Origin of the sequence: Pseudoxanthomonas winnipegensis (assembly GCF_004283755.1) — a bacterium.
Classification (GTDB): Bacteria; Pseudomonadota; Gammaproteobacteria; order Xanthomonadales; family Xanthomonadaceae; genus Pseudoxanthomonas_A; species Pseudoxanthomonas_A winnipegensis.
Map to the genome: position 1 here is coordinate 1 of NZ_SHMH01000003.1, position 12,342 is coordinate 12,342.

Annotated in this window: 11 protein-coding genes; 4 read left to right on the forward strand and 7 right to left on the reverse strand. The window is 69.7% G+C overall.

The window, feature by feature from the left end:
• Positions 1-392: 392 nt before the first annotated feature.
• Both EAT51_RS06265 and EAT51_RS06270 read right to left on the reverse strand, forming a co-directional pair.
• Entirely contained in the window at positions 393-1,223 is an 831-nt protein-coding gene (locus tag EAT51_RS06265) for a C40 family peptidase (RefSeq protein WP_130561512.1), read from the reverse strand.
• A 236-nt stretch (positions 1,224-1,459) separates the two neighbouring features.
• A complete protein-coding gene (locus tag EAT51_RS06270; RefSeq protein WP_130561431.1) occupies positions 1,460-2,035 on the reverse strand; it encodes a C40 family peptidase in 576 nt (191 codons plus the stop codon).
• 73 nt (positions 2,036-2,108) lie between these two features.
• On the opposite strand from EAT51_RS06270, the gene EAT51_RS06275 reads away from it, so the two are divergent.
• The 3 genes from EAT51_RS06275 (at position 2,109) to gorA (ending at position 5,351) form a co-directional block, all read left to right on the forward strand.
• Positions 2,109-2,588 (forward strand): FKBP-type peptidyl-prolyl cis-trans isomerase, encoded by a 480-nt coding sequence (locus EAT51_RS06275; RefSeq protein ID WP_130519048.1) that lies wholly within the window; start codon positions 2,109-2,111, stop codon positions 2,586-2,588.
• Positions 2,589-2,678: 90 nt separating this feature from the next.
• Positions 2,679-3,905 (forward strand): DUF418 domain-containing protein, encoded by a 1,227-nt coding sequence (locus EAT51_RS06280; protein WP_130561432.1) that lies wholly within the window; start codon positions 2,679-2,681, stop codon positions 3,903-3,905.
• 81 nt (positions 3,906-3,986) lie between these two features.
• Positions 3,987-5,351 carry a glutathione-disulfide reductase gene (gorA, locus tag EAT51_RS06285; protein WP_130534763.1) on the forward strand — a complete coding sequence of 455 codons (1,365 nt, stop codon included), beginning with the start codon at positions 3,987-3,989 and terminating at the stop codon, positions 5,349-5,351.
• 12 nt (positions 5,352-5,363) lie between these two features.
• Here the strand turns inward: gorA and EAT51_RS06290 are convergent, their stop codons facing one another.
• On the reverse strand, positions 5,364-6,233 hold the full coding sequence (locus EAT51_RS06290) for a LysR family transcriptional regulator (RefSeq protein ID WP_130519317.1): 870 nt from the start codon (positions 6,231-6,233) through the stop codon (positions 5,364-5,366).
• Positions 6,234-6,391: 158 nt separating this feature from the next.
• Between EAT51_RS06290 and EAT51_RS06295 the strand changes: the two genes are divergently transcribed.
• Entirely contained in the window at positions 6,392-7,330 is a 939-nt protein-coding gene (locus EAT51_RS06295; RefSeq protein WP_228257839.1) for an alpha/beta hydrolase, read from the forward strand.
• A 193-nt stretch (positions 7,331-7,523) separates the two neighbouring features.
• Here the strand turns inward: EAT51_RS06295 and EAT51_RS06300 are convergent, their stop codons facing one another.
• Genes EAT51_RS06300 through EAT51_RS06315 form a run of 4 tightly spaced genes read right to left on the reverse strand, consistent with a single transcriptional unit; the run spans position 7,524 to position 12,265 of the window.
• Complete coding sequence (locus EAT51_RS06300) at positions 7,524-9,113, reverse strand: DHA2 family efflux MFS transporter permease subunit (RefSeq protein ID WP_130519042.1); 1,590 nt, start codon at positions 9,111-9,113, stop codon at positions 7,524-7,526.
• A gap of 10 nt (positions 9,114-9,123) precedes the next feature.
• A complete protein-coding gene (locus EAT51_RS06305; protein ID WP_130519040.1) occupies positions 9,124-10,320 on the reverse strand; it encodes an HlyD/EmrA/EmrK family protein in 1,197 nt (398 codons plus the stop codon).
• Entirely contained in the window at positions 10,317-11,801 is a 1,485-nt protein-coding gene (locus EAT51_RS06310; protein ID WP_130519038.1) for an efflux transporter outer membrane subunit, read from the reverse strand. The genes EAT51_RS06305 and EAT51_RS06310 overlap by 4 nt, the downstream gene beginning before the upstream one ends.
• A gap of 2 nt (positions 11,802-11,803) precedes the next feature.
• Entirely contained in the window at positions 11,804-12,265 is a 462-nt protein-coding gene (locus EAT51_RS06315; protein WP_130519036.1) for a MarR family winged helix-turn-helix transcriptional regulator, read from the reverse strand.
• Between the last annotated feature and the right edge of the window lie 77 nt (positions 12,266-12,342).

Consider the following 12,342-nt stretch of genomic DNA (forward strand, 5'->3'; position numbering starts at 1 on the left):
CCGGCAAAGCACTTCGCCGCCGCGGGCCAAAAAGCCATAAGGACGGCTCCCACCTGTAGAGCGGAGCTTGCTCCGCTGCTCTTCGTTCAGTTCGTGGGAAAGGCCCCAGCGGAGTCCCCAAAAGGGGGTTGCCACAAGCTCCGCTCTACAGGCAGGCCGCTGCGAGATTTGAGGAGACAGTTGCTCCCACGATGGGGTCCGCATGCAACCGGTAGAGGCCCACTGCGGATGGATCGGGGCTTCTTTTGAAACGAAGCCTCATACCTCGACGCGCCGGCCCGCTGCCCTTCCGAAGCCAGCACTCGCACTCACCACGATCTCTCAAGCGGGAAGAACAGCCACAAAAAAGCCGGCGCATGCGCCGGCTTCTTGTTGCAGCCCTGGGTCCGCGCTTACAGCGAGACGCGGCGCGCCTGCATGAAGCGACCGCCCCAGTAGCCGGAGGTCAGCGTATCGACGCGCACGTCCTTGCCGGTGCTGGGCGAGTGCAGGAAGCGGCCTTCGCCGACATAGATGCCGACGTGGTTGACCCGGCCGCGGGCGCCGAAGAACACCAGGTCGCCCTGGCGCAGCTGGTCGCGGTTCCTGATCAGCTCGCCCTCGCCGTCGGCGGCCATGTCGCGCGAGACGCGCGGCAGGTCCACGCCCAGCGCGGTGCGGAACACGTAGCCCACCAGGCCGCTGCAATCCAGACCGCTGTCCGGATCGCTGCCGCCCCAGCGGTAGGGCGTGCCGAGCAGGGCCAGCGCGCTCTGCAGGACGCTCTGGACCTTGCCGACATCGGCCTGGCCGCCGGTCGCAGCCGCGGCACCGGCCAGGTTGTAGTGGCTCAGCAGGCGGCTCAGGTCGCCGGCCAGCGTGGTCGAGCGGTCCATGACCGGCACGGTGTCGCTGGCGGCCAGGCGCGGCAGCAGCGCGGTCAGGGTGGCGGCGGCGGCCTCGGTGGCCTTATCGCGCAGCGAGCCGTTGCCGGCCACGGCCACGGCCGGGACCGCGGCGGCCGGCGCCAGTGCGGCGACCGGAATGCTCACGGCGGGAGCCGTCGCGGGGGCGGCGGGAGCAGGTGTGGCAGCGGCGATCGGCTGGCCGGCCGGAACCGCGGCAGCGCTGTTGGCGTTGATCGGAGTCGGCACGCCAGTGGCGACCGTGGTGGCCACCGGGCTGGTGACCGTGGCCACGTCCGAGGACGGCGTGGCGGGGAGATGGGTAGCGTCCTGGGCCATCGCCAGCGGCGCGGCACCGGTACCAAGCAACGCCAGGATCAGTAGCGGAAGCGGGCCACGATGCAGGCGGCGGGTGGTGAGCGGCTGGCCCAACTTCAGGTCGTCGTTCGTCACGGGCGGGTGAAGGTTTCGCGGCGGAGACTGGAGTTTGCCGTTAGTCGCCAGTGAAGATGTTCAAAGTTCGTTACAGGAGCGTAGAGGGCATTGAGAAATGCATCACATTTTACGCATCACATTTAATTAACAACCCGGCGGGCTCCGCTGTAATGGTCGCGCCAGTAGGCTCCGTCCAGCGAGTCCAGGCGGACCGTTCCGCCGCTGCTGGGGGCATGGACGAAGCGGCCTTCGCCCACATAGATGCCCACATGGCTGACGCTGCCGGGCGTGCCGAAGAACACCAGATCGGCCGGCGCCAGGCGGCTCTCATCGATGCGCGGCCCCTGGATCTGGGCCAGCTCCCTGGAGGTGCGCGGCAGGCGCAGGTCGAGCATGTCGCGGTAGACGTAGTTGACCAGGCCGCTGCAGTCGAAGCCCGATTCGGGCGTGTTGCCGCCGTAGCGGTAGGGCGTACCGACCAGCCCCAGGGCGCGCATGATCACGCCGTTGACCGCCATCGGGTCGGCCACCGGCTGCACCGACCAGACCCGGGGCGGTGGCGGCGCCTTGCTGCGCACCACTGGGCGCTCGCTGCCGCAGCCGGCCAGCAAGGCCAGGACCAGGGCGAGTCCGCTCAGGACCAGACCGCGCCGGAGCCAGGCGGTTGGCATGCGCCGGGGCGAGCCCGGATAATGGACGGTCTTCATCGCGGCCATTGTGGTCCGCACGCCCTGCGGCGGACAAGCCGCGCACCCTGCCGCGCCACCGCGGCCTTCACCAGAGTTTGCAATGAAAATCGCCAAAGACAGCGTCGTGCGTTTCCACTACACCGTGTCCGAAGTCGGCGCCGAGCCGCTGGAGTCCTCCAAGGACCGCGAGCCGCTGGCCATCCTGATCGGCCACGGCAACATCATCCCCGGCCTGGAGGCGGCGATGATGGACAAGGAAGCCGGCGAAAGCTTCGGCGTGGACGTGGCCGCGGCCGAGGCCTACGGCGAGCGCCGCGATGGCCTGAGCCAGCGCGTGCCCAAGAAGCACTTCGGCGGCCAGAAGCTCGCCGCCGGCCAGCAGGTCGTGCTGCAGACCAACTTCGGCCCGCGCGCGGTGACCATCCAGAAGGTGGGCATGAGCGTGGTCGACGTGGACCTCAACCATCCGATGGCCGGCAAGGATCTGCATTTCGACGTGGAGATCGTCGAGGTGCGCGAGGCCTCGCCCGAGGAGATCGAGCACGGTCACGTGCACGGCGATGGCGGCCACCAGCACTGAGCCATGCGCTTGCTTGTGCAAGCTTTGCGGCGGCCCGCGTGATGCGGGCCGTCGTCGTTTGGGGTCGGCGCGATGCGCCCTGACTCCGCCATGAGGGCGCTGCCCGCGCCGCTGGGCGAGCGCGCGCGCCTGCCGGCGATGGATGTGCTGCGCGGCCTGGCGCTGCTGGGCATCGCGCTGATGAATCTGGAGGGCTTCGCCGGCCCGCCAGCGTCGATGGGCACCGGCGTGGATCCGGCGCTGTCCGGCGCGGATCGCTGGGTGGACGCGGCGATCTATGTGGTGGTCCAGGGCAAGTTCATCGCGCTGTTCTCGCTGCTGTTCGGCGCGGGCTTCGCCGGCCTGGCCGCGCGCGCCGAGCGCGAGGGCTGGGCGCTGGGCCCGGTGTGGCTGCGCCGCTGTGCGGGGCTGCTGCTGATCGGGCTGGCGCACGCGCTGCTGGTCTGGTCCGGCGACATCCTGGTGACCTATGCGCTGTGCGGACTGCTGTTGCTGGCCTTCCGCGAGGTGATCGGCGGCGTGCTGGCGTGGATCGGCGTGGCGCTGTTCCTGGTGCCGGCCGGGCTGATGCTGGGCGTGGCGGCGATGGGCGCATCGCTGGCCAGTGATCCGGCCTGGCAGCAGGCGCTGCACGAGCAGGCCGTGCACGCCCAGGCCCAGGCGCAGGCGCAGATCGGCGCCTACGCGCACGGCGATTACCTCGCCGCCACGCGCCAGCGGCTGGAGGACTTCGTCTCGAACCTGCAGGTGCTGCCGATCTACGGGGCGCAGGTCTTCGGCCTGTTCCTGATCGGCGGCTGGCTGGGCGGGGTGTTGGCCGAACCGGCGCGGCATGCGCGCGCGCTGCAGGCGATGCGCTGGCTCGCGCTGCCGCTGGGCCTGGGCGCGATGGGGCTGGCGGTTTGGCTGGCGCCATGGATCGGGCCGGGGCGTACCGATGCGCGGACCTGCCTGGGCGCGGCGCTGGCGTCGGCGGCTAGCCTGCCGATCTGCCTGGGCTATGTGGCCTGGACCCTGCGCTGGCTTCAGGGGCGCCCCTCGCTGACCGGCCTGTGCGCGGCGCTTGCTGCGACCGGCCGGCTGGCGCTGAGCAACTATCTGCTGCAGTCGCTGGTGTGCACCACGCTCTTTTACGGGTATGGATTCGGGGCCTTCGGGCTGGCGCGACGCTGGCAGCTGCCGCTGGCGCTGGCCCTGTTCGCGCTGCAGCTTGTCCTGAGCCGGTGGTGGCAGAAGCGCGGGCTTCCCGGGCCGGCCGAATGGGCGCTGCGCGCGCTGGCCTATGCGCGGCCGCCGCGCCGCGCAGGACAACGATGAGTCGCCTTGTCCTCACCCGTCGTGGGCCGGGGCTTGGGCATGCTGTGCAACGACCCTGAGACCCGAGCGGAGTGAACATCCATGCAGGCAGCGGCTGACAGCGCCTTCGATCTGATCGTCATCGGCGGCGGCTCCGGGGGGCTGGCCGGCGCCTTCCGCGCGGCCGAATACGGCGCCAGCGTGGCGCTGCTCGAGCCAGGCGAACTGGGTGGGACCTGCGTCAACGTCGGCTGCGTGCCGAAGAAGGCGATGTGGCTGGCGGCCGAGATCGCCCGGCATCTGGACATGGCCGCCGACCTGGGCTTCCCGGTCGAGCATGGGCCGCTGGACTGGCAGGAGTTCGTGGTCCATCGCCAGCGCTACATCGCCGGCATCCACGACAGCTACCGCCGCCGCCTGCACAAGGGCGGCATCAACCGCATTCCCTCGCGCGGCCGGCTGATGCCGGGCGGCGTGCGCTGCGAGGACGGACTGGAGCTCAAGGCGCGGCATGTGCTGATCGCCACCGGCGGTCATCCCAAGCGGCCGGACATCCCCGGCGCGGAGCTGGCGATCGATTCGGATGGCTTCTTCAACCTGTGCTCGGCGCCGCCGCGGGTGGCGATCGTCGGTGGCGGCTATATCGCCGTCGAGCTGGCCGGCGTGCTGCAGGCGCTGGGCAGCCAGGTCGAGCTGTTCGTGCGCGGCCCGTGTCTGCTGCAGGCCTTCGACCGCGGGCTGACCCACCAACTGGCCGAGAACCTGCGCCAGGGCGGCATCCGCCTGTTCTTCGACATGCAGGTGACCGCGCTGGAACGCCACGGCCAGGCCACGCGCGTGCTCACCGACACCGGCCCCATGCCAGGCGAATACGACTGCGTCATCTTCGCCACCGGCCGCACGCCCAATACGCACGACCTGGGCCTGGAGACCGTGGGCGTGCGCACCGATGACGAAGGCTACGTCCAGGTCGATGAGTGGCAGGACACCAACGTGGAGAACATCCATGCCATCGGCGATGTCACCGACGTCGGCGTCGAGCTGACCCCGGTGGCGATCGCCGCGGCGCGCCGGCTGATGGACCGGCTGTTCGGCGGCAAGCCGCAGGCCAAGCTGGATTACGCCAACATCCCCAGCGTGGTGTTCTCGCATCCGCCGATGGGTGGCGTCGGCCTGAGCGAGAAGGAGGCGCAGGCCAAGTTCGGCCAGGATGCGGTGAAGGTGTATTCGACCACGTTCCGGCCGATGCTCTACGCGCTGGCCGACGCGCCGCAGCACAGCCTATTCCGGCTGGTGTGCGTGGGTCCGGAGCGGCGCGTGGTCGGCGTGCACCTGATGGGCGAGGGCGCCGATGAGATCCTGCAGGGCTTCGCGGTGGCGGTGAAGCTGGGCGCCACGCTGGACGACCTGCACGAGACGGTCGCCATCCATCCCACCAGCGCCGAGGAAGTGGTCCTGCTGCGCTAGGGGGGCGCGCTGCTACGGCCCGGGCAGCTGCGCCAGCAGCCATCTTCTGAAGCTCGTCATCGCCGGAGTGAGCGGACGACGTTTCAACATGGTCAGCCAGTACGCGCCGGTGCTGACCACGACCGGAAACGGCTGGACCAGGCGCCCGCTTTCGAGGTCGCGCTCGAACATGCACGGCGGCACCAGGGCCACGCCGTGCCCGTCGATCGCCGCGTGCGCCATCAGCGTCGAGGCGTCGAAGACGGGGCCACGCAGCGGGACCGGCGCGCAGCCGGCGGCCTGGAACCAGGCCGGCCAGTCCTGCGGCCGGTAGGAACGCAGCAGCGGCACGTCCTTCAGGTCCGCGGGCGTCTGCAGGCGCGCCGCGGTCGCCGGCGAGCACAGCGGCGAGAGCGGCGCGTCCAGCAGGCATTCGGCCTGCAGCCCGTGCCAGGCACCGTCGCCGAAGCGGATGGCGAAGTCCAGGCTCTCGCCGGCCACGTCCACGCGGTTGTTGTTGGTCAGCAGGCGCAGGTCGATCAACGGATGCTGCGCCTCGAAGTCGCGCAGGCGCGGCAACAGCCATCCCATCGCGAAGGTGCCCACGACGCTGACGGTCAACACCTCGCGCCGGTGGCCGTGCTCGAACTGCTCCAGCAGCCGGCCCACGCGGGCGAAGGTATCGCTCAGCGTCGGCACCAGGGCCAGGCCTTCGTCGGTGATGACCAGGCCCTTGGAGGTGCGCCGGAACAGGCGCACACCGAGCCGATCCTCGAGCGACTTGACCTGGTGGCTGATGGCCGCGGGCGTGACCGAGAGTTCGTCGGCGGCCAGGGTGAAGGACAGATGCCGCGCCGCGCTTTCGAAGGCCTTGAGCGCGTTCAACGACACCGACGGCCCCATGGGCACATGAGATCTTCTTGAAGCTGCCAAGAGATAACATCCTTTGCGCGCGTACGGGGCGGATCAGACTATAGCGCCGACCTTTTTTCTCAGTCGGAAGGCGTCGGAACATGCATCGGATCGTGTATGGCGTGGTATGCGCAGCGGTTGTCTTTGGCTTGTCCGGCCGTGCGGCGCTGGCCGCGCCGGCCGATCCTTCTTCGAAAGAAGTCGCACGTGTCGAGGTGTGGCAGGCGCCCGCAGGCACGACGCAGCTGCCGATCTGGCCGCATGCCGCGCCGGATCCGGAAGAGACCACGCGCAAGCCCGAGCGCGTGCTGACCAAGCTCACGCCGGATGCGCTCGGCGGCGATGTGTCGCAGGGCGTGTTCGATGTCAGCGTTCCCACCATGACGGTCTACCCGCCGAAAGGACGCAATACCGGCGCGGCCGTGGTGGTCTTTCCCGGCGGCGGCTTCGTGATGCTGGCCATCACCCTGGAAGGCACCGAGATCTGCGACTGGATCACCGCGCACGGCATGACCTGCATCCTGTCCAAGTACCGGGTGCCCGGCGGCAACCACCACTACGACAAGGACTGCGACTGCGAGATCACGCCCAGGACGCCGTTCGCCCTGCAGGACGCACAGCGCACCATCCGCCTGGTACGCGCGCACGCGGCGCAGTGGCACATCGATCCGGCCAAGGTCGGGGTGATCGGCTTCTCCGCCGGCGGCTATCTGGTGGCGCAGACCAGCAACATCTTCACCTCGACCTATGCGCCGGTGGACGCGGCCGACAAGCTCAGCAGCCGGCCGGACTTCGCGATCGCGGCCTATCCCGGGCACCTGTGCCGCGAGGGCAAGTTCGCGCCGGGCTTCAAGGTCACGGCGCGTACGACGCCGACCTTCCTGCTGCAGGACTGGGACGACCCGGTCGACGACATCTGCAACAGCACCGTCTACGCGCGCGCGCTGGAGCAGGCCGGCGTGCCGGCCGAGGTGCACCTGTTCGCCAAGGGCGGCCATGCCTTCGGGCTGCGCCCGTCCAAGCATCCGGTGGTGAAGATGTGGCCGGTGCTGCTGGAGCAGTGGCTGAAGGAGATCGGGATCCTGTAAGCGCGGGGCGGGACGGCTGGGAACGGCCCGTCATTCCCGCGAACGCGGGAATCCAGTGCCTTGACTGCCTGAGTGCGAAAGTCGCTGGGTTCCCGCGTCCACGGGAACGACGATGTGTGGCGGTTGGCAGTGACGCCAAAGACAAAGGGCCGCATCGCTGCGGCCCTTTGTCTTTGCGCGGAAGGCGTAGACCTCAGTGGCCGCCGGCCGCCGCGCCACCGCCGGCCTTGGCCGCGAACGGCGGTTTGGCGAACCACACCACCACGATGATCGACAGGAAGACGATGCCCAGCAGGTGGAAGATCTCGTTGAAGCCGATCTGCGCGGCCTGCTGGCCGATCATCTGGTTCAGCGCCACCGCGCCGGTCTGCAGGTCGCCGCGGCCGAGCTGGTTCACGGTCTGCTGCATGGCCGGATCGTAGGCGTTGATGTGCTCGGTCAGTTGCGCATGGTGCACGGTGGTGCGCTGGTTCCAGGCCCAGGTGGTCAGCGAGGCGGCGAAGCTGCCGCCCAGCGTGCGCACGAAGGTGGCCAGGCCCGAGCCGGCGGCGATCTCATGCGGCTCCAGGTCCGACAGCAGGATGGTCAGCACCGGCATGAAGAACAGCGCCACGCCCAGGCCCTGGATCAGCTGCACCTCGGCCACGCGGCCGAAGTTGACGTCCAGGTTGAAGCCCGAGCGCAGGAAGCTGGTGGAGGCCATGACGAAGAACGCGAAGCTCGCCAGCAGACGCAGATCGAAGCGCGAGGCGTACTTGCCCACGAACGGCGTCAGCAGCACCGGCAGCACGCCCAGTGGTGCCGAGGCCAGGCCCGCCCACAGCGCGGTATAGCCCAGGTTGCGCTGCAGCCACAGCGGCACCAGCAGGCCGATGGAGAAGAACGCCGCATAGCCCAGCACCATCGCCAGCGTGCCGGCGGTGAAGTTGCGGTGGCGGAACAGGCGCAGGTTGACGATCGGATCCTTCTCGGTCAGTTCCCAGATGACGAACACCGTCAGGGCGAGCACCGCCACGATGGTCAGCCATACGATCTTGGTCGAGTTGAACCAGTCCTCGTCGTTGCCCAGGTCCAGCATGATCTGCAGCGCGCCCACGCCCAGGATCAGCGTGGCCAGGCCGATGTAGTCCATCTTCGGCGACTGCAGCTGCTCGGGCCGCCCCTTCATCTGCCGGCCGACCACGAAGCTGGCGAAGATGCCGATGGGAATGTTGATGAAGAAGATCCATTCCCAGCTGTAGTTGTCGGTGATCCAGCCGCCCAGGATGGGGCCGGCGATCGGCGCGACCACCGTGACCATCGCCAGCAGGGCGATGGCCTGGCCGCGCTTGTGCGGTGGATAGATCGAGATCAGCAGCGCCTGGGTCACCGGATACATCGGGCCGGCGACGAAGCCCTGCAGCGCGCGGGCCACCACCAGCAGGCCCATCGAGTTGGCGATGCCGCACAGGAAGGAGGCAACCACGAAGGCCAGCGTGGCCAGGGTGAACAGCCGCACCTCGCCGTACTTGCGGGTCAGAAAGCCGGTCAGCGGCAGCGCGATCGCGTTGCTCACCGCGAACGAGGTGATGACCCAGGTGGCCTGGTTGGCGCTGGCGCCCAGGTTGCCCGAGATGGTGGGCAGGGAGACGTTGGCGATGGTCGTGTCCAGCACCTGCATGAACGATGCAAGCGCCAGGCCGATCGTGGTCAGCGCCATGTTCGGCGGGCGGAACGGCTGGGCCGCCGGCTTGGGGGCGGCCGGCGCGCCGCCGCCGCCCGCGTCTTCGGCGATGGTGGACATCAGTGCGCGCTCAGTTGGTCTTGGCCGACTCGGGCAGGTTCTGCTCGATGATCGAGGTGATCAGCTGGTTGGCGTCGGCCAACTGCTTGTTGTAGGCGGCCGTGGTCATCAGCGGCTTGGCATCGGCCGGGCGGGCCGGCGCCAGGACCGGGCCGTTCTGGTCCTTCAGGCTCACGTTGACGTCCGTGCTCAGGCCGATGCGCAGCGGATGGGACTGCAGCTGCTTGGGATCGAGCACGATCTTGACCGGCAGGCGCTGGACGATCTTGATCCAGTTGCCGCTGGCGTTCTGCGCCGGCAGCAGCGAGAACGCACTGCCGGTGCCCAGGCCCAGGCTGTCGACCTTGCCCTGGTAGGTGACGTCATCGCCGTACAGGTCGGCATGCACCTCGACCGGCTGGCCGATGCGCATCTTGCCCAGCTGGGTTTCCTTGAAATTGGCCTCGATCCACACCTGGTCGATCGGCACGATCGTCATCAGCGTGGTGCCGGGCTGGACCTGCTGGCCCAGCTGCACGCGGCGCTGGGCCACGTAGCCCGAGACCGGCGCGAGGATCGCGGTGCGCTGCAGGTTGAGATAGGCCTGGCGCAGCTGCGAGGACGCGGCCTGCACCTGCGGGGTCTTGGACACGGTGGTGGCATCGACCAGCGCGCGGGTGCGCTGCAGGTTGCCACGCGCGCCGCCCAGGGCGGCCTCGGCCGAGGCCAGGATGTCGCGGGCGTGGGCCAGCTCCTCGCGCGAGACCGCGCCGGTGGCGACCAGGCCTTCGCGGCGCTTGACGTCGGCGCGCGCCTGATCGACGGCGACCTGGCGGGCGCGCAGGTCCGATTCGCTGGACTCCACGCTGCTGTACAGGCCGCGCACCTGGCGCACGGTGCCGGCCAGGTTGGCCACGGCCTGGTCGTAGCTGACCTGGGCATCGTTGGGATCCAGGTGCACCAGCGGCTGGCCCGCCTCGACCTTCATGCCGTTGTCGGCGTCGATGCTGACCACCGTGCCCATGGTCTGCGGCACGATCGAGACGATGTTGCCGGCGACGTAGGCGTCGTCGGTGCTCTGGTGCCAGCGGCCGTACAGCAGCTCGTAGGCGATCCAGCCCACGCCGGCCACGACGATCACCAGGAGCAGGATGAGCAGGGAACGCTTGCGGTTGCTCTTCTTCGGCGGCTGCGCGCCGGCCTGAGCGTTGGGAGTCTGCGAGTTCATGGCGTGGAGGTATCGGCGGTATTGGTGGAAGAGGGAGTCGGCGCGGTCAGCGGCAGGCCGCCGCCCAGGGCCTGGTCGAGATCGACCACGGCGACGTAGCGGCGGGCGTGGAGATCGGCCAGCTGCTGTTCCAGCTGCAGCAGCGGTCGCTGCGCGGAGAGCACGTCCAGCTGGGTGCCCAGGCCCGCGTCGTAGCGGTTGGAGGCCAGGTCGTAGGCCTTCTGCGCCGCATCGCGCGCCGCGGTCAGCGAGGCGACCTGCGCATCGAGCGAGCGCGCCGACTGGACCGCATCGGCGACCTCGTGCATGGCACCGACCAAGGCACCGTTGTAGCTGGCCACAGCGAGGTCGTACTGGGCGTCCGCGTTGTCCAGGTTGGCGCGCAAGCGACCGCCATCGAAGATCGGCAGGCTGATCGCCGGCCCGCCCAGGCCCAGCACCGCATCGCTGTCGAACAGATCCGACAGGTTGGCCGAGGCCAGGCCGACGATGGCCGACAGGTTCACGCTGGGCTTGAAGGCGGCCTTGCGCGCGTCGATGCCGCGGTTGGCGGCCTCCACGCGCCAGCGCGCGGCGACCACGTCGGCGCGATGGCCGAGCAGTTCGCTGGGCAGCACGCCGGGCACCGACGGCGCGGGCGCGGCGAGCAGCTTGGGCTGGGCGATGGCCAGGCCGCGGTCCGGGCCCTTGCCGAGCAGGGCGGCCAGCGCGTTGCGCAGGGCGTCGATCTGCTGCTGGGCGGCCTGTTCCTGCTGGCGCGCGCTGGCGATGGTGCTCTCGGCCTGGCGCAGCTGCAGGTTGTTGTCCAGGCCGGCGTCGACGCGCTGCTGGCTCAGGTCGCGCAGGCGGCCCGAACGCTGCTGCTCGCGGCGGGCCACGTCCAGCGCCTCGTAGGCCTGCGACAGCGAGATGTAGGTGCGGGCGATGTTGGCCGACAGGGTCAGGCGGGCGGCCTGGGCGTCGACCTCGGCGGCGCGCGCCTGGCCGACGGCGGCCTCGTAGGCGGCGCGCTGGCCGCCCCACAGGTCCGGCGCCCACTTGAAGTCGAGCATCAGCACGTTGGCCCACATCACATCGCCGCCGATCTCCGGGCCGGCCAGGCCCTTGGGCAGCTGCACGCCGCTGTATTCGCCGGTGGCGTCGAGCGTGGGCTTGCGCTGCGCGTCGGCCAGGCCGGCCTGGGCCTTGGCTTGGCGCAGGCGCGCGTCGGCCGCGGCCAGCGATGGGTTGCCCTGCAGGGCCTCGCGGATCAGGCCGTCCAGCTGCGGGTCGCCCAGCGCGTTCCACCAGTCCTGACGCGGGAAGGCGGCGGCGCTGAAGGCGTCCGCGCCCAGGACCTGGCGTGCACCGAGGGTGTCTGCGTCGAGCGGCTGGCCGCTGGTGGTCAGGCCGCGGCTGCTGGCGCAGCCGGCCAGCACCAGCGCGCAGGCCATCGCCGCGGCGAGCCTGCCGTGCAGGCGTGGGGGAACGGACGTGGACATGGTCAATCGGTCTCGGAGGTGAGGTTGTCGCGCGCCTGCTCGAGCAGGCGCATCAGTTCGCTGGATTCGGCCTCGGACATGCCGCGCGTCGCGCGCTGCAGCACGCGCTGGCCGCACAGGTTGATGTCCTGCCAGATGGCGGTGCCGGCCTCGGTGAGGTGGATGTGCAGGGCGCGGCGATCGCCGGGATCGGCCTTACGCGTGACCAGGCCGCGCGCCTCGAGGCGATCGAGCAGGCGGGTCATCGCGCCAGGGTGGACCTCGGCGGCGCGCGCCAGGTCGGTCACGCTGGCGATGCCGTCGGCCAGCTTCTTGATGGTGACGAACTGGCTGAAGGTCAGGTCGTGGCCGGCGGCGATCAGTTCGCGCTCCATCGCTTCCCAGATCGCGTCACGCGTCTGGCGGATCAGCAGGCCGAGCGAGGACCCGCTCGCGGGCGGGCAGATGGACGCAGGGGAATTCATGGCGCGGCATGATCCGCGCGGGTGGGATATTTGTCAATGCAAATATTGTTTCAGCAATGGAATGCCGCGTCGCGGCA